Genomic DNA, 21,647 nt, shown 5'->3' with positions numbered 1-21,647 from the left:
AACCCGGAACCATGGCCCGTTCCCTTTCCGGACTCCCGGAAAGGGAAACTTTTGCCGCCATCATCCCTCCGCGGAAGCATGAACTCCATTCATCCGTCAGGCAAACCCCAGCAGGCGCGCCGTTCCCGCCACCAGAAGGCACATCACGACGCCGCAGGCCGTCGGAATGGCGAAGGCAAGAACAGCCCACTTCCATTTGCCCGTCTCCTTGCGGACGGTGAGAAGAGCCGTTGAACACGGCCAGTGCATCAGGGAAAACAGCATGGTGCACAACGCCGTCACCCAGGTCCAACCGTTATTGGTCAGGAGGGACTTCAGCTCGTTCATATCGTCCATGTCCATCATGTTGTCGGAAGCCAGGTAACCCATGATGATGAGGGGGAAAACGATTTCATTGGCCGGAATGCCGAGGATGAACGCCATCAGAATCACGCCGTCCAGACCCATCAGCCGCCCGGCGGGGTCCAGCCACTGCGTGCCGTGGACAAGCAGGCTGGAGTCTCCAACACGGATATTCGCCATCAGCCAGATGACGATTCCCGCCGGAGCCGCCACCATTACCGCGCGCCACAGGACCGCCAGGGTTCTGTCCAGAAAGGAGCGGACGATCACGCGGCCGATCTGGGGCTTGCGGTAGGGGGGCAGTTCCAGGGTAAAGGAAGACGGAGTTCCCTTGAGAATCGTATGGGACAGGAGGGCCGTTATCGCAAACGTCATTCCCACGCCCAGCCCGATCAGCAGCACCAGGCCCGTCACGGAAGCCAGCGGCTGCAACCCGGACGCCACCGTCCCCGCAAAAAACATGGTCATGAGGGCAATCAGCGTTGGGAACCTGCCGTTGCAGGGGACGAAATTATTCGTCAAAATGGCTACGAGCCGTTCCCGGGGGGAATCGATAATCCGGCATCCGGTGATGCCCGCGGCATTGCAGCCGAACCCCATGCACATGGTCAGCGCCTGCTTGCCGCAGCCGCAGCACTTCTGGAACACCTTGTCCATGTTGAACGCCACGCGGGGCAGATAACCGGAATCCTCCAGCAGCGTGAAGAGGGGGAAAAAGATGGCCATGGGCGGCAGCATGACGGACACGACCCACGCCACCACGCGGTAAACGCCCAGCACCAGCACGCCGTGCAGCCATTCCGGAGCATGCGCCAGGCGGAACAGGTCCGTCAGCGCCTCCTGGCCTTTTCCAAGCAGGTCGGCCAGCCATTGGGAAGGATAATTCGCCCCCACGATGGTGATCCAGAAAATCAGCACCATCAGGGCGAACATCAGGGGATAAGCCGTCCACCGCCCCATCAGCACCTTGTCGATGCGCCTGTCGCGCCCCAGCCCCCCTCCGTCCGGCAAAGCGACCACTCCCCTGCACAGGCGTTCCGCCTGTTCCACGAATACCGCCGCCACGCGGTCGCCAAAAGAACTGCCTGAAGAACCGGCCTCCGCGGCGGCGGCCTCACGGAGAATCTCCTGCACCTCCTTCTCCTCTCTCAAACCGGTTCCCGCGTACTGCTCCAGAAGCCGCAGCGTTCCTTCGTCCCCTTCCAGCAGCTTGACGGCTGCCCAGCGGGGCGACAAACCGCGCCACGGAAGACGCCCGGCCAACATTTCCAAACGCGCCAGCCACGGTTCCACGTGCTCCCCATAGGGCAGCCGGAGGGGGGGCCGCCTCTTTCCGGACCACGCCATCCGCTGCACCGTATCAGCCAGAACGTCCAGGCCTTCACCTTTCGCCGCCGATGCCGGAACCACGGGAACTCCCAGGCGTTTTTCCAAAAGCGGGCAGTCGATGCGGATGCCCTTCCGCCGGGCCTCATCCATTAAATTGACGCAGACCACTACATTTCCCGTCGTTTCCATCACCTGGAGGGCCAGGTTCAAATCCCGTTCCAGATTGGTGGCGGAACAGACGACAATGACGGCATCCGCGTCACCGAAACAAATGAAATCCCGTGCCGCCTCTTCATCCGAAGAACAGGCCAGCAGAGAATACGTGCCCGGCGTATCCACCAAAAGGTACTCCCGGGGACCGCGCCCCACAATGCCTTCCGCGCGGACGACCGTCTTGCCGGGCCAGTTCCCGGTATGCTGCCTCAGCCCCGTCAGCGCATTGAACACCGTGCTCTTTCCCACGTTGGGAGCGCCCGCCAGGGCCACGACGGGCATGCGTTCTTCCGCCGCGCCGGAAGATCCGCCCTTCTCCGTTCCGCTGTCCAGCCTCACCCGTTCTCCTTCCATGGCTGATTTCACGCGGACTTAACGGTAATCATTTCCAGATCGGAAGACCTGAACGCCATGACCGTTCCGCGCACAAGAAAAGCGACGGGGTCTCCGAACGGCCCCCGTTCCAGGCATTCCACCCGGGTGCCGGGAATCATGCCTATATCCATCAACCGCCGTCTCAAACGGCCTTCCATCCCGAGAGACTCAATCCTGGCGGTCTCCCCTTCAGGCAACTGGTTCAATGTCATTGTTAGTTTTCTCCTTTCCATTAATTGTTCATGCAGAAACTTCCACGAGGATGGCGTCAGCGGCGGCGGCAGGCAATTCCAGCCGCTGTCCTTCTTCCGCCTTCACCAGAAACGCTCCGCTGTGCGCTTCCGCCTCCATCAGGGCTACCGTTTCATGAAGATGAATGCCCAGGGAGGTGAGAAGCTCCAGCAGCTCTTTCGATTCGGGAACGCGCCTGATTACGGCCGGAATCCCTGCCGGGATGTCGGACAGGCGGGAAAGCGGCCCTTCCGGCAGCGGCCCGTCCTCCCTCCCCGGAATCCTCCTTCCGTGGGGGCACATCTCCGGATAACCGAGAAAACGGTCCAGTTTTTCCATCAAGCGGGGGGAAGCCGCATGTTCCAGCTTCTCCGCCTCTTCATGAACGTCCCCCCACGAATACCCGAGATGTTCCACCAGGAAAACCTCCCACAGCCGGTGAATGCGCACCAGCTGCATGGCGGCTTCCTCTCCCTTCCGCGTCAGGCGGATGGAGCGTCTTTCCATGCTCTCCACCAGGCCTTCCTTCTCCATCTTCCGGATAATCTCGCTGACGGAAGCGGCAGAAACGCCCAGATAATCAGCAATATGCCTGTTGCCGACCCTCTCCCTGCTCCGCTGGAGCTCGGCGATCGCTTTCAAATAATCTTCACGGCTGCTGGTCATGGCTCTGATGATCTCCTTCGTTATAAGGTATACCTAACAAAATGATATTTCGCTCAAACAAAAAAGCCTCTCCCGTGTCAGCAGAGCCATTTTTTTCCATTACGCAAACGGCAGGGAACGGCTTTGAAAAGGAATTAGGCGCATTCCTTCATTTCCCGGTTGTCCCCGCAGAAAGTTCCTGCTTGAATAAGGCATGTCCTTCGGCGGCACTGCTCTGTCTTTTCTTCTTTTAACGGCCCTGCTCCTTCCCACGGCGCATGGCGGCCCGCTGGATGCTCCCGTCATCACCCTTGGAGAGAAAAAAAGCCTGTTCGGAGAAAAGGCGCAGGCTAATGAATACGTCAGCTATGCCCTCTACTACTGGCCTGACCCCGCCAATCCGGAAGGCCCCTACAAGCCCATTGACGGCAAAAAGAACCAACGGCTCCGCAGCATGGACGACAGCGGCAAGATGGCCGCTTTTATCGGTACGGTTTGCAGCCTGGGACGCCAGTACGAACTCAACAGGGACCCGCGAGCCGCTTCCCGTGCCGGGGAATGGCTGAGAGCCTGGTTCATTGCTCCGGCAACCCGCATGCAGCCCCACCTGAAATACGCCCAGATCCGCCCCGGACACCGGACGGAAGGCGACGGAGGCGGCATCATAGACCTTTACCGCATGCCCGATTTTCTGGATGCCCTGGCGGCGTTGAAACGCTCCGGGGCCTTGACAAAAGAGGAATGGAAGCGGGTGGACGCGTGGCTGAACCAGTACTACGCATGGCTGGCCACCAGCAGGCAGGGCAGGCATGCGCATACGCGCAGCAACAACCATTACCTGTTCTATGTGGCGCAATGCGCCCATCTGGCTCACTTTCTGGGCCGCGACAACGAAGCGCGCCAATGGCTGGCGGAAGCCTTCGCCAACATGGACCGCCACATTGCCCCCGACGGTTCCCAGCCGGAAGAACTCAAGCGGGCGGAACCATGGCAATACAGTGTTTACACCCTTCAGGCCTGGGGCTACCTCGTGCAAATTGCGGAACGCATGGGAGATAAAAACTACCGTTACCGGAAAACGGCCGCCGGGGCTTCCATCCAGAAAGCTGCGGACTATCTCCTGCCGTTCCGTACCCATCCGGAAGCGTGGCCCTGGAAAGGCTCCAGGGCAGGAACCCCGCTTCCCGCCATCTTTGAACCGTCCCGGCCGGATAAGGAAAAACAGGACCGCCCTTGAACAACGGCAGCTATTAAAATTGCCTTTGATTCATTGGAATACCCCTTGTTCGGCAACATCACGGCACCCGGAAAGAGACGTTTTCCCGGGAAACCTGTTCAGTAAGGAACATTCCGGCGGCATCTTCCCTTCTCTTCGCGGCTTTCCATTCCCACGGCGGGATGGGATTCGGCTCCGCCCAAAGGCCTTTTTTGGACTTCCTGGCCTCCGCTTCAAGGGAAGCGAGTTTCCGGCTGGCGGAAAATTTTTTATAGATCCACGCCCATCCATCCTTCACCAACTCCTCATTGACGAACACCTTTCCATACCAGACTTCCCCCAAAATACGGCCGTACCTGTCATGCTGGCTGTACTTGACTGTAACCGTCTCTCCCCAAATCAGCTTTTCCAGATACTCCTTGGCTCCTTCATACCCGTTTTGCCCCCTTTCCGGCGTATCAATTCCTTCAAGCCGTATCCGGCAGGTCCGCTTCTGTTCGGGCGTTTTTTCCAGGAGAGTAATGGTATCGCCGTCAATCACGTTAATCACAACTCCCCTGATACTTTCACCAAAAGCCATGCAAGAGCTCATCAGGAAAACCAGCAGCCATCTCATAAAAAAATGATATAATTCAAAAAATTGCAACAAGCAATCATTCTTTGGAGAAAGTCTTTCCCGCACCGTCCGTCCGGTCGCAAATGAAAACAAACATCCATGGCAGCACCGTTGGAACATGAGGTTCCAGAACGTTCATTGCGCTTCCCGGCACACCACACCGCAACCCCTGAACCTATTCCGAACCTGGCCGGAGCATTGATAGGCCAGACTGCATCACTGCTCCGCGCGGAAAAGCCTGCATTCCGCTGCCGGCTTAAGGATAACAGGAAGTTTCATGCAGTTACCCATGAAACCGCTTGAGAAAACCGCGCGTCCAGCAGGGAACCGGATGCCCGGCGGCATTCAGCAGGATGAAACACGGAACCCTGTTCACTTCTTCAATTCCTCGGCAATTCTGCCGAGGTTCTTTTCCGTTGCCTTCCTCAACTTTTCCTGCTGTTTCCAGTTCCAGGCTGTTCTTTCGGATACTCCGGCCTGTTCCGCCAGCCAGCGCACGGCGCTGCTCGTGTCACAGCCCGTTTTCTTCTGGATGACTTCCAGCAGTTGAGTGACATATTTGTTCATGGTTTCCCGGGTTGACGTTATTTCGATTCCCACGCCCGGCTGAATTCTCCGTCCCGGAACAGGGCCGCAATGCCGCTGAGCTGCTTGAGGCGCAACAATTCCTCCGCATCCATGCCGAGGTTTTTGAGTATCCACGCATCCGACATGCCCGCTTCCGTCAGTTCCTGGATAATGCTGGTCATCAGTCCGATATTGTGAGACCCGCGGGCACGGTTGTGCCTGATGGTGGAGGCCATGCGGTTTCCAAGAGGCTTGTCGATAACGGCCACCGGCATCATGCCATCCTCCCGTTCGTAGATGTCGCGGTAAGTTTTCATGATCTGGCAGCGGTGGAAGCCGTCAACGATTTCATAGGTGCCGTCCTCCAGTTGATAGCAGACAATCGGCATCGTGTAGCCGTCCTCCTTGATGCTCTGGTAGAGCAGCTTCATTTCAGGCGGCGCCACACTGTTCGGGTTATAGGCATTGGAGCGGATTTGGTCCAGCGGAACACGCCGGATTTGATAAACGGGGGATTGATAGGGGGGGTTCATGAAATGTTGCGGTATTTGTTGACGGCGGCACGGCGCCGGGCAATCGCTCCCTTGGTTGGACTGAATCCGGCATATCTGCAGAAATAGTCATTTTTCATGATGCAGATGCACATGCGCTTGTAAGAGGGCACCTGCCGGAAATTGCTGACGGGCATGTCGTCGGGATAACCCATGAATTGAACGATATCGCGTCCATCGTAGCGGCCCGATTTTCCCGTCACGGCAGCCAGCGGGTAGGCCGCCAGCACTTCATCGGCGGTTCCGGGATCGACGGTTCCCCCCTGCATCCAGTACCTTTTGGATTTTTCCAGGATGTTGTTGTAGTGGGCCGCCGTCCTCGCATCCATCGTGGAAAGCAGGAATTCATAATACGATTTCCAGGTATGGCCGGGCGGCAGCTTGATGGTTTTCCAGCCCATGGCCGTCGTGCCTCCGTACAGGCCCGTAAAATTGACGCCGTTGACCCGGCCGATCATGCGCGCCCAGTTGGAGGGATCGATCACTTTGTAGAGCTTCAGGCTTTCCTGGGCACAGTCGTTGAACGGGCTTGCCACCCGCATCTGCCCGGCAGTAAGGCCCGCCTGGTACAAGAGGTCATAGAGACGGTTGTAGTCAAAACCAAAGCGGGCGGTGGCCGTCCAAATATCGCTGACGCGCCAGTCATAGAGAGGGTAAACGTTGGCCGTCACGGCACTGGTCTGCGTAATCCACTTCCTGCCCTCGTAGGATCTCCTTTTTTTACCGCGCGCCACGGCCGCGTACCTGTTGAGGCTTTCATCCGCCCGCAGCCCCACCATGACGGCGGTGGTGCCGCGCTTTTTGGCAAAATGGCGCGAGAGCTTGTCCTGGAATTCGTAGTCCACCATGCCGTGCCGGAATGGAACGTCCAGATTCCCTTCGTGAACCACATAGGGATTTTCCGGCATGGCCCGCACCCACAGTTTTTTTTTGGCGGCGTCCCACGGCGTCCAGTAAGGTTCCCCCAGGGCGCATGCCGACTGGGCCTTGATCGGCACGCAGTACCACATTTTACGGATGCCCGGGAACTGTTCCAGGAACGTCCGGGTCACATACTCGGTCGTCATCTGGTACTGGGCCTCATAATCAAGGTGGTACATGGTCAGCTTGTCCAGCAAACCGTGTTCGTCGGCGTAATTGTAGCACAGATTGAGCAGGACGCCGCTGTCCTTGCCGCCCGAGAAGGCCACCAGAACATTGTCAAACTCCTGGAAGCAATAGGCTATGCGCTCCAGGGCCGCTTCATAGACGTTTTTGTCCAGGTAGGTTTTCACAATTCTTCCAGAGCCTTTCTTCCGTCACCCATCGTCAATTCCCTGCCGGGCGGAAATACGCCGGCACGGATACTATTGACGGAGGCCATGTATTTTTCCTGAAGTTCTTTTAGTGGCTTGCAGTCGATAGGGATATCCCATGCTTTTCCAAACAGGGCTGCAACGCCTTTATGCCCGCATAAGTAAATAACATCATGTTTTTCCATGTTTTAAAATACGCAGTAGGTGATTGTTCGCTGTTTTCCTGCAACAACGCCAACCTACTCAATTATTATAGCAGGTCAATGCTTTTACTGCAATTATTTCAGTAATTTTATTTCCATTCGCCTTCTTCTCAAAATACCTATGCTTTTTAGCGAGTAACGCCATTCCAGAAGTTCCGCGTCCATGGAGGCATGGCCGCCCCCACTTCTCCGGAGCGTCCGCATTATTTTCAGCATCAATGTTCCGCTATGGGAATCACGGCCCTGAGCCTGGAGATGCAGGAGCAATTACATCCTTGGGCGTCACGTTGAATGGACAAATTCTGCGATGACGGCGTTATGCCCGGTCTCTCGTCACGAACGTTTTTCCCAAGCGCCATCCTGCGTCCGCATTTTTCAGATTGGCGAGGCAGCCTGCTGTTCCCTATTGAAGGAAAGATATCTGGCCTTTCTTTTTCAAAAGCCCGGAAGCCTGGCGGAATACGGCTCTGCCAGTCACGCTTTGAGCAAGTTGCCAGGTTCGCCTTCAGCGTTTCATGATGCCCTCCGGCACGCCAATTTCATGCCAAGACGGAATTAAAATCATGCTTCACTATGATTCACGGCCGATTTCGCATGAATTCTGCCTTTTCCACCCTGAACCGGGCAAAAAACAACCCTCACAAGCAGTTGCACTTGTGAGGGTTAGAAAATTAATGGCTCCCCCGGTTGGGCTCGAACCAACGACCTAGTGATTAACAGTCACCCGCTCTACCGCTGAGCTACAGGGGAGTTTGCGTTCCATGGAGCGCGGAGGGATTTTTACTGGAGGCACAGGCGTTTGGCAAGTACTTTTTTGTTTCTGTAGGCTTTTTGACGCAAAAAGGCTTCCGCGGCGTGGGCATGCCAACGGTGCTTCTTGACCTTTGAGGGGAGAATGCCCAGACTTTCAGCGACATGAGTGAACATCACCATCATATTGCTGTTCTGGCCGGCGACGGCATCGGGCCCGAGGTCATGGCGGAGGCCCTGAAGGTTCTGGACGCCGTAAGTTCCAAGTTTGGATTTACCGTGAGCCGCAAGGAGGCTTTTGTGGGCGGCGCGGGGATCGACCATTGCGGCAAGGCCCTTCCGGAAGAGACCATCCGAGCCTGTGAAGAGGCGGACGCCGTCCTGTTCGGCTCCGTAGGCGGCCCCAAGTGGGAGCACCTTCCCGCCAATGAACAGCCGGAGCGCGGCGCCCTGCTGCCGCTGAGAAAGCATTTCGGCCTGTACGCCAATCTGCGCCCGGGCGTATGCCTGCCTGCCCTGACCCACGCCTCTCCCATCAAGAATGAATTGATCGAAGGCGGTTTTGACATTTTATGCGTCCGGGAACTGACCGGCGGCCTGTACTTCGGCCAGCCCCGTTTCCGCGAACAGGAGGGGGACGACGAAGTCGTCGTGGATACCATGCGCTACCACAAGAGCGAGATGGTGCGCATCGCCAAAGTGGCGTTCGAGGCCGCGCGAGGGCGCCGCAAGCGCGTCACCAGCGTGGACAAGGCCAACGTGCTGACCAATTCCCTGCTGTGGCGCGAGACGATGATTGAGGTTTCCAGGGATTATCCGGACGTGGAACTGCTCCACATGTACGTGGACAATGCCGCCATGCAGCTGGTGCGCAATCCCCGCCAGTTTGACGTGCTGGTGACGGAGAACCTGTTCGGAGATATTCTTTCCGATGAAATGGCCATGATTTGCGGCTCCCTGGGCATGCTGCCCAGCGCCAGCCTGTGCCAGGGCGCACAGGACAACGGCCTGTTCTTCGGCCTTTACGAGCCCTCCGGCGGTTCCGCCCCGGACATTGCCGGCAAGGGCATTGCGAACCCGATCGCCCAGATTCTTTCCCTCTCCATGCTGCTGCGCTACTCCCTGGGAGAAAAAGCCGCGGCAGACGCCATTGACGCCGCCGTCCGCCGCGTGATTGACCAGGGCTGCCGCACGGGCGACCTGGCTACGGGCGCTCCCGGAGAAATCCGCGTGAATACGGCGGAAATGGGGGATGCCATCATCGCAGCTCTGTAAAAGGGCCGTTTTTCCGGCTCCGCAGGCGCTTCCATCCCCTGCGGGGCATTTTTCCTTCCGGAGGAAGGCTGGACTGCTCCTCTGTTTTTCCCTCACTTCCGGATTTCTCCGGTTCTTCATCCACCTATCATGAACGTTCTTATCATTGGCCAGGGAATCGCCGGCAGCTGCCTGGCGTGGGAGTTGAAACGCCGCGGCGCGGATTTCACGATTGCGGACCGCCCCATCGCGGAAACGGCCTCCCGGGTGGCGGCTGGATTGGTGAATCCCCTGACGGGCCGGGCCTTCCGCCCCGGCTGGCGGCAGGAGGAATGCCTGTCCGCAGCGGAGGCCTTTTATCCGGAGACGGAACGGGAACTGGGCGGCTCCTGGTGGCAGAAGACCCCTATTTTCCGGGAACTGGAAACGGAGGACCAACTGGAAGTCTGGCAGGAACGCCAGACGGCCCCGGAGTCCTGCGCCTATGCGGGCCCCCTTTTCCCATGGCCTGAACACTGGGAAGGCCGCGGAAAAGCCGCCTATACGCGCGGCTCCGCCGTGCTGCACGTGGAGGACATGGTCAACGCCATGCGGAGGTTTTTCACGAAACAGGGCCGTTTTGTGGAAGCGGACGTGTCCCCCGCGGATATCCGTCCGGATGAAAACGGCCTTTTCCATTGGAACGGCCAGACGTTTTCCCATATAGCCTGGTGCACCGGCTGGGAAGCCGGATGCCACCCGGACATGACTCCCTTGAAGGGACGCCCTTCCAAGGGCACTATTCTGGACCTGGACCTGAAGGAGCTGGACTGGCACGCCGGCATCCTGCACTTCGGCCACTGGCTGGTTCACAACGGTTCTTTCTGGCGCTTCGGCGCCACTTACGCGTGGGCATGGGACGCTCCCGGCATTCCGGAAGCCCCCGCCGTCCAGGAATTGATGCTGGACCTCGTCAAACGCTATTCCGGGGAGACGGGCTTCCTCCGCGCCCGAGCCGCCGTGCGCCCCATCATCCGGCGCAGCCAGCCCGTCGCCGGGCCCATTCCCGGCCTGAACGGCCAGTTCGTCTTCTCCGGACTGGGCAGCAAGGGAGTGACCACTTCCCCGTGGGCCGCGGCCCAGCTGGCGGAACATCTTGTGCACGGGGCGGAACTGCCGCCGGACCTGCTGCCCGCCGCGCTATGGAAATAATGCGGCGCGGTTCCCGTACTTCCTTGAACGGGACAGCTATTTTCCTTGTCAAAACGCCCTGAACACGATTACATGCGGCCTTATATGCGAGCGGAGAACGAGAACTTGGGAGATACGGTACGGGAGCATTTGTTTGACCAGCGCGGCGCCGTGATGGTGCACTGGCTGATCCTGCTCAATGTGGTCGTCTTTATCCTCGGGTTTTTCTTCCAGGTGGATATTCCACGGGATATTTACCCGCCGGGCCGTCTGGACCTGATCCAGCTTTACGGGGCCTACAGTGAATACACGTGCTTTCATGAAGGGGAACTGTGGCGGTTGTTTACCTACCAGTTCCTGCACGCCAATCTGGGGCACATCATGTTCAACATGATCGCCCTGTGGTTTTTCGGGCCGGTCGTGGAGGAACGCTTCGGCCATCTGCGCTTCCTGCTGTATTATCTTTTCTGCGGCGTGGCGGCGGCCCTGTTTTCCTCCCTGCTGGGGTACATGGGGTTCTTTGATCCGGAATGGCGCTTCATTCCCATGGTGGGGGCCTCCGGCTCCATTTACGGCATCATGGCCGCGTGTGCGGTGCTTTTTCCGCGCGCCCGGGTGCAGCTTCTGTTCCCTCCGGTCAATTTGAGCGTGCGCCAGTTCGCCCTGGCCGTCCTCGGCATCGCCTGCGCCGTCATTATTTTCCAGTGGAACAACGCGGGCGGGGAAGCCGGACACCTGGGCGGCATGTTCGCCGGGTTCATCCTGACATTGCTGATCCTATGGAAGGAAAAACTGTCCTCTCCCAGGCGGCGGGTCGTTTCTTCCTCCCACCATTCCACCTCGCACTCCGCACGCCGCCCCGCCGGTAACCATCCCTCCGAAGAGGAGGTGGATGAAATCATGGAAAAAATATCCCGCTCCGGCCTGTCCAGCCTGACGGAAGAGGAACGGGAAGTTCTCCGGCGCGCCTCCCGCCGTTGAATTATTTGTTAGATATTCCTCGTATTTTTGTTATTTTTCTTTCTTTTTCATTATTTCCTCCTAGCATGGAGGAATGATGACGCGGCTGTATTCCTCCACCGTTCTGGGCGTGGATGGCGTAGAAGTGGAGGTGGAAGTGGATTTTCGCCCCATGGCGGAAAAACGCACCTTTATCGTGGGGCTGCCTGATGCGGCCGTGAAGGAGAGCGGGCAGCGCGTGGATACGGCCATCCAGAACAGCGGGCTGCCCTTCCAGCAGGGCGTTTTCGTCGTCAATCTGGCTCCGGCGGATTTAAGGAAGCAGGGACCGGGGTTTGACCTCCCCATCGCCCTGGGAATGGTCGCCGGAGCGGCGGAAAGGGACATGGACGCTTCTTCCTGGTGCATCGTGGGGGAATTGGCCCTGGATGGCGCCGTACGCCCCGTGCAGGGCATTCTGCCGCAGATTATGGAGGCGCGGCGCATGGGCAGGAAGCACATCATGCTGCCACGTGCTAACGCGCACGAAGGAACGCCCGTGCAGGGCGTGGAGATTTACCCCGTGGCTTCTCTGAAGGAGGCGTGGGCACTCCTTACCTCCTCCGTTCTGCCCCCTCCCTTCACGGCTTCCGGAAGAGAGGACCGGGAGGCCGAAGACAAGGAGGCTGCCGTTGACTTCGACGAGATCAAGGGGCAGCCCTATGCGCGCCGCGCCATGGAGATTGCGGCGGCAGGCGGCCATAACATCCTTCTCTGCGGTTCTCCGGGTTCGGGCAAGTCCATGCTGGCGCAGAGGCTCCCGACCATTCTCCCTCCGCTGAATCCGGAGGAAGCTCTGGAAACCAGTAAAATCCATTCCGTATGCGGACTGCTGAAACGGGGAAACGGCCTGGTGGCCCGGCGTCCGTTCCGGGCTCCGCACCATACCATTTCCGATGCCGGGCTGATGGGCGGAGGAGCGAATATCACGCCGGGGGAAGTGTCCCTGGCCCACAACGGCGTGCTCTTTCTGGACGAATTGCCGGAGTTCCGCCGCGCCGCGCTGGAAACTCTGCGGCAACCGCTGGAATCCGGCCAGGTGGTCATTTCCCGCGCTTCCGGCACCATGACGTTTCCGTGCCGCTTCATGCTGGCAGCCGCCATGAATCCGTGCCCCTGCGGCTATCTGGGCGACAGGAGAAGAACCTGCACCTGTCCCCCGGTGCAGGTCGCACGCTACCGCCGCAAGATTTCAGGACCGCTTCTGGACCGGTTCGACTTGCTGATGGAAGTTCCCGCCGTGGACCCCTCTATTCTGGCCTCCGCACCCGCCGGGGAATGTTCCGCCGGCATCAGGGAACGCGTGATGGCCGCCCGGCAGCTCCAGTGCAGCAGATATGCGGGCACTCCCTTCCGCAGCAATGCGGCACTTTCCGGAAAAGCACTCCAGAGGCATTGCCGCCTGCTGCCGGAAAGCCGCGCCATCCTGCTCCGCGCCGTGGAAGAACTGGCCCTTTCCGCCAGAGCCTACGACCGCATTCTGAAGGTGGCCCGCACCATAGCGGATCTGGAGGGCAGCCCTGATATTCAGGATTCCCATTTGTATGAGGCCGTACAGTACCGGGCCTTTGAACATTCTCTCCGGGAATGAACCATTCCGGAATGCCGCGTTACGCCATGCCAAAGCGTGCCTTTTCCGAACGGAAAAAGGAAAGGAGGCGTTTTTCAGGTCGCCTCCTTCCCGATTGAAAAGTGTACCGCTCACCGGTTCCGGGAACGCCGGAAGACGAGGGCTCCTAGGCCAAGCATTCCCAGAGATGCGGTAGCCGGTTCCGGAACGGTTTCATAGGATACCTGGATGTTGGCAAGCGTATAGGGGGAGGTGGCGCCGCCCGCGCCGCCGCGCACTCCGGCAACCAGCTTGTATCCTTCCCCCCACGCCAGGGGAGAATCCGCCATGTCCAGGGAAACGGTCGTCGTTCTTGAAGTGGAATCAAAGGTAAAGCTTTCCACGGTGGAAAGGTTCCGGACCAACGTTCCGGCGGAGTCGTAAATCGCCAGCACCATGGTGTAGCTCGTGATGACGGAGGTGGGCGTGTCACAGGAAAAGATGATGGAGGAAACAAGCTCTCCCTGCCGGGGGCCGCCCAGCACCATGGCAAAGGAGTCTCCGGCCACGCCGCTTCTGCCGCACAGGATGATGGAACCGACGTCATCATGGTTGACCCAGGTTCCCTCCCCATTCTGGGGCCAGTTGGCCAGGCTGTTGTTATTGCCTCCCGCATAGACGCCAAATTCACGGCCTTTTACTTTATCCAGCAGCTGGTTTCCCGTTTGCGGCGCCATGGTCGCGGTTTGCGACAGATTGGCTGATTCGGGCAGTTCGGCAATGATGGTAGCAGCATTTGCAGCCAGCACACTGGCGCAACTTATTAATACAGCACAATATCTATTTTTCATAAGTTACACACCATAATAAATTTATTATGGTGTGTCAATTTACATTTAAGAAGAAAAGTCTTTGAATTTTTCAGATTTTTCTGAAATCTGGCGCATCTTCTTGAGGTTGAATGGCCGAGCCGTTCCCCGTAATGCGCCGTTGCTGGATTTTTCTTTATAACCCTATTAAAATACCTGTTTTACGTGGAATTAAACTTTGGAATAAGGAGAACATGAAATGAAGTTATTTTTCTGCGGAGTTTCCGCAGGTTTTTACAGGAGCCGGGAGGCCCCTGCTCCCGGAAACGGTCTTTCCCCAGCGGGAGCATATGCCTCGCCCTCCCGTCTGCCGGCGCTCTTTTCCGGAAACGTTCAATACGCCGGGCCATCCCGGCTTTTTCACCCGTCACCCACGCAGAACAGCCGCTCCGCGGACATGCGCGGAACGGCTGTTCGCACGAGAAAGGAAAGACCGGTTTAACGGATGGCTTCTAGAGCCTGCTTGAGGTCCGCAATGATGTCTTCCGCGGCTTCCGTTCCCACGGAGAACCGGATGAGGTCTGGCCGGACACCCGCCTCCATGAGCTGCTCATCCGTCAACTGGCGGTGCGTATGGCTGGCGGGATGGAGGACGCAGGTGCGGGAATCCGCCACATGGGTAACGATGGCGGCCAGTTTCAGGCTGTCCATGAACTTGATGGCGCGTTCACGGCCGCCCTTGATGCCGAAGGTCACTACGCCGCAGGATTGCCCGTTGCGGAATTGCTTCTGCGCCAGGTCATGGTATTTGTTGGACGGCAGGCCCGGATAGTTGATCCAGGCCACATCCTCCTGCCCTTGCAGGAATTCCGCCACCTTTTGCGCGTTTTCACAGTGCCGCGGCACGCGCAGGTGGAGGGTTTCCAGGCCCAGGTTGAGCAGGAAGGCATTCTGCGGGGATTGAATGGAACCCAGGTCGCGCATGAGCTGGACGGTCGCCTTGGTGATGTAGGCGCCCTTGCCGAAGCTCTTGCTGTAAGAAAGCCCGTGATAGGAAGGGTCCGGCTCCGTCAGGCCCGGGAATTTGTCCCTGTGGGCTTCCCAGTCAAAGTTGCCGCTGTCCACGATCACGCCGCCCACCGCCGCGGCATGGCCGTCCATGTACTTGGTGGTGGAGTGGGTGACGATATCCGCCCCCCATTCAAAGGGGCGGCAGTTGATGGGGGTGGCGAAGGTGTTGTCCACGATCAGGGGGACGCCGTGCGCATGGGCGATGTCCGCCATTTTGCGGATGTCCAGCACGCAAAGCGTGGGGTTGGAGATGGTTTCCGCAAAGAGGGCCTTCGTATTGGGACGGAAGGCTTTGGCGATTTCCTCCGCCGGGGCGTCCTGGTCCACAAAGGTGACCTCAATGCCCATTTTCCGGAACGTGACGGCAAAAAGGTTGTACGTGCCTCCGTAAATGGACGCGGTGCTGACGATGTGGTCCCCCGCCTCGCAGATGTTGAAGACGGCAAAGAAGGAGGCCGCCTGCCCGGAAGAGGTCAGAATGGCGGCCACGCCGCCTTCCAGTTCGGCGATTTTTCTGGCAACCGCCTCATTGGTGGGGTTCTGGAGGCGCGTATAGAAGAATCCGGCTTCCTCCAGATCGAACAGTTTGGCCATTTGTTCGCTGGTTTCATACTTGAACGTGGTGCTCTGGTAAATGGGCAATACGCGGGGTTCACCCTTTCTGGGGGTCCAACCCGCCTGCACGCACAGGGTTTCCGGTCTCAATTCCTGACTCATGATGCAGGGATGCTATGCCATGCCGCCTCCCTTGTAAAGCAGGGAAAGGAGGCATTTCCAGCCGCTCCCTGCCTCCCCGCCTTCGCGGTTACAATCAGCCGCGTTCAAGTGCCGGGAGGCTCTTGTTCCCAAAGACGGCCTGAGAAATATGCCACCGTATTTGGAGCTTCTTCCGGAGAAGGGAACAGCCTGCGGATTTTACCTGATTTCCGGCAGAGGGGTGGAAATTTCCTCTTCCGTCAGGTAGCAGCCGGGATCGGACCCGTACCAGTGCCCGTTGGCAAACGCGGCGCGCGTGCGGAAGCCGCCGCCGCACAGGGCAAAGTGCACGCAGCGGCCGCAGCGGCCTTCAATTTTTTTCTGCCGTTCCAGGGGATTGTCGGACCCGCGCAACTCAGGCAGCATCTCCGCCGCGGCCCCCGCCTTGGCGTCCCACAGATCGGAAAACAGGTTGTTCTTCACATTGCCCAGCGTGACGGATTGCCAGAATTGGTCCGGGTGCACCACGCCCTGCGTGTCAATGTTGGCGATGCCGCGGCCGGAGCTGTTCGCCCCGCCGCCGTTCCATTGAAGAAGGTTCAGGGTTTCCTTCGCCAGCGGGGAGCCTTCCCGGAGCTGGCGTAGCAGCAGGTAAATGCCGTCCGCTGGCTGGGTGACGGTCAGCACTTCACGGTTTTTGCCTTCCGCCTTCCATTCCTCCACGCGGGCAATCAGCGTATCCATGGCGTTCCGCGCTTCCTCCTGCGTCAACGTCTGCACTTCCACGCCGCGGCCCGTGGGCACCAGATGGTAGAAGCAGACGCGCTGGATGTCATTGGCGTCAATGAAGTCCAGAATCTGGTCCATGCACTGCACGTTGTTGCGGGTCAGCGTCAGGCGCAGGCCCGTCTTCTGCCCCACTTCACTGCAGAGCTTGAACCCGCGCACCGCCTGTTCAAAGGAGCCTTCCACTCCGCGGAACTTGTCATGAACGGCGCCGATGCCGTCCAGGGAAATGCCCACGTACGCCACGCCCAGTTCCTTGAACCGCGCGGCGGCCTCCGGCGTGATGCGGGTGCCGTTCGTGGAAATGGTCACTTTCAGCCCTTTTCCAGTGGCCCGTTCCAGCAGCTCCATGAAGCGCGGGTGCACCAGCGGCTCCCCGCCGGAGAACAGCAGGGCGTTCACCTTGTAGTCCGCCAGATCGTCAATGACCGCGCAGCACTGGTCCCAATCCAGCTCCCCTTCAAATTTCCGGGCGGAGGCGTCCGCATAGCAATGCACGCACTTGAGGTTGCAGGTGCGCGTGATGTTCCAGACCACAATGGGCTTGCGGACGCGGGACGAAGCCGGAGCGCAGGATTCCACGGCGCCTCCCGCGGAGCGGCCGTGCCCGTGGCCCTGTCCGTATCTCAAATGGTCCGCGGGCTGTTCCGCCCCTGTCCAAAGTCTGGTAATGTTAATCATGGTGTTGTGAAAGCCTGGGCTGGTAGGGGCAGAGGTTGTCTTCCGCCATCATGTCTCCGTAAACGGCATAGGCGCGGGAACGGGAGCCGCCGCAGACGGTGCGGTACTCGCACCGTCCGCATTTGCCTTCCAGTGCATTGTCATCCCGGAGTTTGAGGAAAAGGGGGTGCGTGCGGTAGATTTCCCCCGGATCATCCGTCCGCACGTTTCCCGCCGTAATGGGCAGGAATCCGGAAGGCTGGATTTCCCCGGTATGGGAGATGAACATGATGCCCTTGCCGTCCCGGGTGGGAACGGCGCGGCGCGCGGGCTTGCTCCCCTGCGCGCGGGCTTCCTGAAAAGCCACGCGGCGGTAATGGTGCCCTTCCGTGGTCTTGACGCCGAAGGGGACTTCACGGCTTACCTTGCTGAGTTTTTCCCAAACGGCCTCCACTTCTTCCGCCGTGGGCATTTCATCCATGGCGGCGCGGCCCGTAGGCACCAGCAGGAACACGCTCCACATGCCCGGCTGCATCTTCTTCATCAGCTCCACAAAATCGTCAAACTCACCCAGGGTGCTCTTGGTGATGGTGGTGTTGATTTGCAGGTGCATGCCCGCTTCCTTCGCCATTTCCGCCGCGCGCAGGGTCCGTTCATACGTGTGGGGAACGCCGCGGAAGGCGTCATGGGTGGCCTCATGCGCCCCGTCCAGGCTCAGGGACATGCTTTGAACCCCCGCCTCCTTCAAGGCGTGGAAGTCCGCATGCAGCAGCCGGGCGGTAGCGGCGGGGCTCAATGCCACATGCAGCCCCTTGCCGGCCGCCGCGCGGATCAATTCCAGAATGTCCGGCCTCATGACGGGGTCCCCGCCCGTCAGCACCAGCATGGGAGGGCGCAGCTCCGCCAATTGGTCAATCAGGCGCAGGGCTTCCTCATGGGTCAGTTCATCAGGATGGGGCCGCGGCTGGGCTACGGCGCGGCAATGCTTGCACGCCAGCGCGCAGGCGCGCGTCACTTCCCAGAAAACCAGGAAGGGGCGTTCATTGAGATCTGTTTCACTAAAAATCGGTCGCATTCCTCAGGACAGCCACTTTAGAACAATTATAATTTTTGACCAGTCCAAAAGAGGGGCATTCCCCCAAAAAGTTCACTTGGCCGCCTCTTCACGGATTTTCTGAACTTCCTTGGGCAGTTCGGAAAGGGAATTGAGGGCCTCCTTCAAATTCCTGGAGGCATCCGGAGAGAGCATGATGGCCGTCACATGCTTGACGATGGGCTGCATCATTTCCACAAGCTGCTGCTGCACTCCCGTCAGCTTGGCCTGCTGGTTGCGGGTGAGGGGCGGCAGGGCGGCCTGTTTCTTGGCGATGTCCAGCAGGGCGGCCCGGTAATGCCCTATCTGGTCCACAGCGGCCTTGCTGGTTTCCTCATCCTTCACCCTGGACAGGGATTCATCCAGGTTTTTGACTTCATCCACGGTTTTTGCCAGCAGGGTTTCATGCGTGTTGCCCTCCGCATCCTTCGGGAACGGCTCCGCCTGCGCGGCCTTGTCCTGGGAAGCCTGCGCCAGTTCCGTCTGCACGGACTGCAAATCCATCAGGGCCTTCTGCAAATCGGGCGTGAGCAGACCTTCCTTTTTCAAGCGCGCAAGGGATTTCACCAATTCACCGGAAATTTTCTGCACTTCCGTCATCTGGGCGGAAATCTGCGCCTGCTCCTGCGGCGTGGCGCCGGGAAGTTCAAGCTGCCTTTTTCCGAGGTCCACCAGCTTTTCACGCACCTTTTTGACCGTTTTCACGGCGTCCGCCGCTCCGGGCTCGTCCGTCACCTTGTCCAGCGCCGCCGTGATTTCATGCATGCTGGCAACGCTCTCCTTGGTCAGGGAAAGATGGGTGTCCTGGGCAAATGCGGGGGCCGTCATGCAGACGGCAGCGCCCAGGCCGATGAAAGCAACTGTTTTATTCATGATGGGAAAGCCTTTCCGGTACGGAAGAATACGTTTTCCCCCTTTTCCCGTCAATGGCGGCTATTGTCAAGACCACTCAACCGCACCATATAAAAAGGGCTGTCTGCTTCATTACAGACAGCCCTTTTGAAATTTTTAACAGTGACTTAGTCGCGCTGCTGGCGGGAGTACTTGTAGTAGCTCTGGAAGCTGAGTTCCGCAGGGAATTCGCTCAGGCCGCCGTTGGGATTGTATTCCTTAAGGCCGCTCATGCCGCAACGTCCCTGATAGGGGGGCTTGTACGTGCACTTGTAGGTGGGAGCCCAGAACGTGACAAGTTCATAGATGCCGTAGCCCATGCGTTCAAGCATGGTGGTGGTGCCATCAACAATGCCCACGGAAAAACCGGCATAGTCACCTTCGCGGCTCGTCCAGTTGATGATTCCCAGGGGAATTTCTTCAACGGAGTAAATGATGTTGGCGATGGCGCGGCCCAGCTTGCGGGTGGGGGTGTATTCGGAAGCGGGTGGAGCCTGAATGTCCGCACTGGCGACACCGATGGCGCCGGCGGCAAAAAGAGCTGAGATGATGGCACGTTTCATACTGATTGTTTATATAGTATAATTTGTCGAGGGAAAGCAACTCAAAAAAACAAAAAATCAATCTAATTCCGGACGGGGGTCCCGCGTCATGAGTTCCACAAGCGCTTCCATGGGCGGCTTGGATTCATAAAGAACGGAATAGACGGCGTCAATCAGCGGCGTCCTCACTCCCAGCTTCCGCGCAATTTCATAGACGGAGAGCGTGTTGGGCACCCCTTCCGCCACCATGCCCAGGGCGTCCAGAATTTCCTGGAGGCTTTTTCCTTCCGCCAGCCTCCGCCCCACCGTCTGGTTGCGGGAGTGGCGGGAATAGCAGGTGACGATGAGATCGCCCACGCCGGAAAGGCCCATGAAGGTTTCCCTGCGGCCTCCGCTGGCTACGCCGATGCGCGTCATTTCCGCCAGGCCGCGGGTCAGCAGGGCGGCCTGGGCGTTATCTCCCAGGTTCAGCCCCTCGCAAAGTCCGGCCCCGATGGCAAAGACGTTCTTGATGGTTCCCCCCAGCTGCATGCCGATGATGTCCGTAGCGGAATAAACGCGGAAGGTCTTGGAGGCGAATATCTGCTGCACCCAGTCCGCATATTTCGGATCCTCAAACCCGATCAGGGAGGCGGACGGGAGGCCCAGGCAGATGTCTTCCGCATGGTTGGGGCCGGAGAGCACGCCTATGGGATTGGAGGGCAGATATTCCTGAAGGATTTCCGTCATTCTTTTATGGGAGCCCTGTTCAATGCCCTTGGTGCAGGAGACGATGACGGCGTCCGGCCTCACCGGCAGGCCGCGCAGCCGCTGCGCTACGGAACGCATGGCTACGGAAGGCACCACCACCACGATGAGCTCCGCGTCCTTCACCTGGTCCAGGTCGCAAGTGGGATGGATGTTGGGGGCCAGGGGCGCGGCGGTTTCCGACAGGACCGGGCTGCGCCTGGTTTCAGCAAGCTGCCGGGCCTGCGCTTCTTCCGGCGTCCACAGGACGACTTCACATTCCCGGGTCGCCAGAACCATGGAGAGGGCCGTACCCCAGGAACCGGCGCCGATGACTGCTATTTTATGTAACCGATTCATCATCTTACTTGGACTTTTTGGAGTAGAAGGAGTGTTCCGTTCCATTGAGGAGCCTCACGATGTTGGAACGGTGCTTGAGAATGACCAGAGCCCCCACCACCGTGAAAAAGGCAATGTAAAGTATCTGGGGAGAAACGGTCCCGCCCTGGCAAAGCGGGTAGAACCACCATCCGGCGGCGATCATCGCCACGGCAGCCACCAGGCTGGCCAGCGACACGATGCCGGAGATTCCCATGAATACCAGCCACGCACCCAGGGCCACGCAGGCCACCACCGGATTGAGGGCAAACAAGACGCCCGCAGTCGTCGCCACGCCCTTTCCGCCCCTGAACCCAAGGAAACAGGTATAGGTATGGCCGAGCACCACGGCGAAACAGACGAGGACGACTACGGCGTTGAAGTCCCAGCCGCCTGCATCCCCCGTCAGGAACGGCAGCCAGTTCAGGGCGCCGAACACGGGCACGAACCCCTTTAAAAAATCCAGCGCAAAAACGGAGAGGCCCCACTTCCAGCCCAGCACGCGCCATGCATTGGTAGCGCCTATGTTGCAGGAACCCTCCCGCCTCAGGTCAAGGCCCCTGATCCTGCCGGCAAGGTAGCCGAACGGAACCGCTCCAACCAGGTAGGAGGCTGCAATATAGAGAACTATCCAGGCAATCATGTCGTGCGGAGAGTATTCTACCCCCCCGCCCGTCAAATGACAATGGG

Annotated in this window: 21 protein-coding genes and 1 tRNA gene; 5 read left to right on the top strand and 17 right to left on the bottom strand. The window is 58.9% G+C overall.

Annotated elements, in window-relative coordinates:
- Positions 1-96: 96 nt before the first annotated feature.
- Genes feoB through P8A25_RS00350 form a run of 3 tightly spaced genes read right to left on the bottom strand, consistent with a single transcriptional unit; the run spans position 97 to position 3,156 of the window.
- Positions 97-2,250 carry a ferrous iron transport protein B gene (gene feoB / locus P8A25_RS00360; protein WP_215442880.1) on the bottom strand — a complete coding sequence of 718 codons (2,154 nt, stop codon included), beginning with the start codon at positions 2,248-2,250 and terminating at the stop codon, positions 97-99.
- On the bottom strand, positions 2,247-2,471 hold the full coding sequence (locus P8A25_RS00355; RefSeq protein WP_102721624.1) for a FeoA family protein: 225 nt from the start codon (positions 2,469-2,471) through the stop codon (positions 2,247-2,249). The genes feoB and P8A25_RS00355 overlap by 4 nt, the downstream gene beginning before the upstream one ends.
- 28 nt (positions 2,472-2,499) lie before the next feature.
- Positions 2,500-3,156 (bottom strand): metal-dependent transcriptional regulator, encoded by a 657-nt coding sequence (locus P8A25_RS00350; protein WP_022396434.1) that lies wholly within the window; start codon positions 3,154-3,156, stop codon positions 2,500-2,502.
- Positions 3,157-3,349: 193 nt separating this feature from the next.
- On the opposite strand from P8A25_RS00350, the gene P8A25_RS00345 reads away from it, so the two are divergent.
- Entirely contained in the window at positions 3,350-4,372 is a 1,023-nt protein-coding gene (locus P8A25_RS00345) for an alginate lyase family protein (RefSeq protein WP_102721625.1), read from the top strand.
- Between the two features lie 58 nt (positions 4,373-4,430).
- Here P8A25_RS00345 and P8A25_RS00340 read toward each other — a convergent pair whose 3' ends face one another.
- The 6 genes from P8A25_RS00340 to P8A25_RS00315 form a co-directional block, all read right to left on the bottom strand.
- On the bottom strand, positions 4,431-5,060 hold the full coding sequence (locus tag P8A25_RS00340; protein WP_215442882.1) for a thermonuclease family protein: 630 nt from the start codon (positions 5,058-5,060) through the stop codon (positions 4,431-4,433).
- 279 nt (positions 5,061-5,339) lie between these two features.
- Positions 5,340-5,534 carry a hypothetical protein gene (locus P8A25_RS00335; protein WP_102721627.1) on the bottom strand — a complete coding sequence of 65 codons (195 nt, stop codon included), beginning with the start codon at positions 5,532-5,534 and terminating at the stop codon, positions 5,340-5,342.
- A gap of 17 nt (positions 5,535-5,551) precedes the next feature.
- On the bottom strand, positions 5,552-6,067 hold the full coding sequence (locus P8A25_RS00330; RefSeq protein ID WP_022396438.1) for a ParB/RepB/Spo0J family partition protein: 516 nt from the start codon (positions 6,065-6,067) through the stop codon (positions 5,552-5,554).
- A complete protein-coding gene (locus P8A25_RS00325; RefSeq protein ID WP_102721628.1) occupies positions 6,064-7,359 on the bottom strand; it encodes a phosphoadenosine phosphosulfate reductase in 1,296 nt (431 codons plus the stop codon). Before P8A25_RS00325 ends, P8A25_RS00330 begins: the two co-directional genes overlap by 4 nt.
- Positions 7,356-7,565: a hypothetical protein gene (locus P8A25_RS00320; protein WP_102721629.1), complete on the bottom strand. Its 210-nt coding sequence runs from the start codon at positions 7,563-7,565 to the stop codon at positions 7,356-7,358. The genes P8A25_RS00325 and P8A25_RS00320 overlap by 4 nt, the downstream gene beginning before the upstream one ends.
- Before the next feature lie 693 nt (positions 7,566-8,258).
- Positions 8,259-8,333 (bottom strand) — tRNA-Asn (locus P8A25_RS00315).
- 165 nt (positions 8,334-8,498) lie between these two features.
- Here P8A25_RS00315 and leuB point away from each other — a divergent pair.
- The 4 genes from leuB to P8A25_RS00295 all read left to right on the top strand — a co-directional run bounded on the left by leuB (position 8,499) and on the right by P8A25_RS00295 (position 13,347).
- Complete coding sequence (gene leuB, locus P8A25_RS00310; RefSeq protein ID WP_215442884.1) at positions 8,499-9,608, top strand: 3-isopropylmalate dehydrogenase; 1,110 nt, start codon at positions 8,499-8,501, stop codon at positions 9,606-9,608.
- Between the two features lie 129 nt (positions 9,609-9,737).
- Complete coding sequence (locus P8A25_RS00305) at positions 9,738-10,778, top strand: FAD-dependent oxidoreductase (RefSeq protein ID WP_215442886.1); 1,041 nt, start codon at positions 9,738-9,740, stop codon at positions 10,776-10,778.
- 84 nt (positions 10,779-10,862) lie between these two features.
- Positions 10,863-11,738, top strand: a complete 876-nt coding sequence (locus tag P8A25_RS00300) for a rhomboid family intramembrane serine protease (protein WP_215442888.1) — start codon at positions 10,863-10,865, stop codon at positions 11,736-11,738.
- Between the two features lie 73 nt (positions 11,739-11,811).
- Positions 11,812-13,347 (top strand): YifB family Mg chelatase-like AAA ATPase, encoded by a 1,536-nt coding sequence (locus P8A25_RS00295; protein WP_215442890.1) that lies wholly within the window; start codon positions 11,812-11,814, stop codon positions 13,345-13,347.
- A 110-nt stretch (positions 13,348-13,457) separates the two neighbouring features.
- Here the strand turns inward: P8A25_RS00295 and P8A25_RS00290 are convergent, their stop codons facing one another.
- The 8 genes from P8A25_RS00290 to plsY all read right to left on the bottom strand — a co-directional run bounded on the left by P8A25_RS00290 (position 13,458) and on the right by plsY (position 21,600).
- Positions 13,458-14,114 (bottom strand): PEP-CTERM sorting domain-containing protein, encoded by a 657-nt coding sequence (locus tag P8A25_RS00290; RefSeq protein ID WP_180971121.1) that lies wholly within the window; start codon positions 14,112-14,114, stop codon positions 13,458-13,460.
- A 498-nt stretch (positions 14,115-14,612) separates the two neighbouring features.
- Positions 14,613-15,902: an O-acetylhomoserine aminocarboxypropyltransferase/cysteine synthase family protein gene (locus P8A25_RS00285; RefSeq protein ID WP_102721678.1), complete on the bottom strand. Its 1,290-nt coding sequence runs from the start codon at positions 15,900-15,902 to the stop codon at positions 14,613-14,615.
- Positions 15,903-16,100: 198 nt separating this feature from the next.
- Positions 16,101-17,348, bottom strand: a complete 1,248-nt coding sequence (locus tag P8A25_RS00280; RefSeq protein ID WP_102721679.1) for a radical SAM protein — start codon at positions 17,346-17,348, stop codon at positions 16,101-16,103.
- Positions 17,341-18,402: a radical SAM protein gene (locus P8A25_RS00275; protein WP_215442899.1), complete on the bottom strand. Its 1,062-nt coding sequence runs from the start codon at positions 18,400-18,402 to the stop codon at positions 17,341-17,343. The genes P8A25_RS00280 and P8A25_RS00275 overlap by 8 nt, the downstream gene beginning before the upstream one ends.
- Before the next feature lie 72 nt (positions 18,403-18,474).
- Positions 18,475-19,293 carry a hypothetical protein gene (locus P8A25_RS00270; protein WP_022396103.1) on the bottom strand — a complete coding sequence of 273 codons (819 nt, stop codon included), beginning with the start codon at positions 19,291-19,293 and terminating at the stop codon, positions 18,475-18,477.
- A 146-nt stretch (positions 19,294-19,439) separates the two neighbouring features.
- Complete coding sequence (locus P8A25_RS00265; protein WP_022396104.1) at positions 19,440-19,874, bottom strand: exosortase system-associated protein, TIGR04073 family; 435 nt, start codon at positions 19,872-19,874, stop codon at positions 19,440-19,442.
- A gap of 57 nt (positions 19,875-19,931) precedes the next feature.
- On the bottom strand, positions 19,932-20,942 hold the full coding sequence (locus P8A25_RS00260; RefSeq protein ID WP_102721682.1) for an NAD(P)H-dependent glycerol-3-phosphate dehydrogenase: 1,011 nt from the start codon (positions 20,940-20,942) through the stop codon (positions 19,932-19,934).
- A 1-nt stretch (position 20,943) separates the two neighbouring features.
- Positions 20,944-21,600 carry a glycerol-3-phosphate 1-O-acyltransferase PlsY gene (plsY, locus tag P8A25_RS00255; protein ID WP_102752951.1) on the bottom strand — a complete coding sequence of 219 codons (657 nt, stop codon included), beginning with the start codon at positions 21,598-21,600 and terminating at the stop codon, positions 20,944-20,946.
- Between the last annotated feature and the right edge of the window lie 47 nt (positions 21,601-21,647).

Origin of the sequence: Akkermansia sp. BCRC 18949 (assembly GCF_045011645.1) — a bacterium.
Taxonomy (GTDB): Bacteria; Verrucomicrobiota; Verrucomicrobiia; order Verrucomicrobiales; family Akkermansiaceae; genus Akkermansia; species Akkermansia massiliensis.
This window is presented reverse-complemented; position numbering and strand designations above follow the sequence as displayed.

What these genes read in the sequence shown, in the direction of transcription:
- P8A25_RS00355 (WP_102721624.1), bottom strand. Translation starts at nt 2,471, where the DNA reads ATGACATTGAACCAGTTGCCTGAAGGGGAGACCGCCAGGATTGAGTCT.
- P8A25_RS00350 (WP_022396434.1), bottom strand. Translation starts at nt 3,156, where the DNA reads ATGACCAGCAGCCGTGAAGATTATTTGAAAGCGATCGCCGAGCTCCAG.
- P8A25_RS00345 (WP_102721625.1), top strand. Translation starts at nt 3,350, where the DNA reads ATGTCCTTCGGCGGCACTGCTCTGTCTTTTCTTCTTTTAACGGCCCTG.
- P8A25_RS00335 (WP_102721627.1), bottom strand. Translation starts at nt 5,534, where the DNA reads ATGAACAAATATGTCACTCAACTGCTGGAAGTCATCCAGAAGAAAACG.
- P8A25_RS00330 (WP_022396438.1), bottom strand. Translation starts at nt 6,067, where the DNA reads ATGAACCCCCCCTATCAATCCCCCGTTTATCAAATCCGGCGTGTTCCG.
- P8A25_RS00320 (WP_102721629.1), bottom strand. Translation starts at nt 7,565, where the DNA reads ATGGAAAAACATGATGTTATTTACTTATGCGGGCATAAAGGCGTTGCA.
- leuB (WP_215442884.1), top strand. Translation starts at nt 8,499, where the DNA reads ATGAGTGAACATCACCATCATATTGCTGTTCTGGCCGGCGACGGCATC.
- P8A25_RS00305 (WP_215442886.1), top strand. Translation starts at nt 9,738, where the DNA reads ATGAACGTTCTTATCATTGGCCAGGGAATCGCCGGCAGCTGCCTGGCG.
- P8A25_RS00300 (WP_215442888.1), top strand. Translation starts at nt 10,863, where the DNA reads ATGCGAGCGGAGAACGAGAACTTGGGAGATACGGTACGGGAGCATTTG.
- P8A25_RS00295 (WP_215442890.1), top strand. Translation starts at nt 11,812, where the DNA reads ATGATGACGCGGCTGTATTCCTCCACCGTTCTGGGCGTGGATGGCGTA.
- P8A25_RS00285 (WP_102721678.1), bottom strand. Translation starts at nt 15,902, where the DNA reads ATGAGTCAGGAATTGAGACCGGAAACCCTGTGCGTGCAGGCGGGTTGG.
- P8A25_RS00280 (WP_102721679.1), bottom strand. Translation starts at nt 17,348, where the DNA reads ATGATTAACATTACCAGACTTTGGACAGGGGCGGAACAGCCCGCGGAC.
- P8A25_RS00275 (WP_215442899.1), bottom strand. Translation starts at nt 18,402, where the DNA reads ATGCGACCGATTTTTAGTGAAACAGATCTCAATGAACGCCCCTTCCTG.
- P8A25_RS00270 (WP_022396103.1), bottom strand. Translation starts at nt 19,293, where the DNA reads ATGAATAAAACAGTTGCTTTCATCGGCCTGGGCGCTGCCGTCTGCATG.
- P8A25_RS00265 (WP_022396104.1), bottom strand. Translation starts at nt 19,874, where the DNA reads ATGAAACGTGCCATCATCTCAGCTCTTTTTGCCGCCGGCGCCATCGGT.
- P8A25_RS00260 (WP_102721682.1), bottom strand. Translation starts at nt 20,942, where the DNA reads ATGATGAATCGGTTACATAAAATAGCAGTCATCGGCGCCGGTTCCTGG.
- plsY (WP_102752951.1), bottom strand. Translation starts at nt 21,600, where the DNA reads ATGATTGCCTGGATAGTTCTCTATATTGCAGCCTCCTACCTGGTTGGA.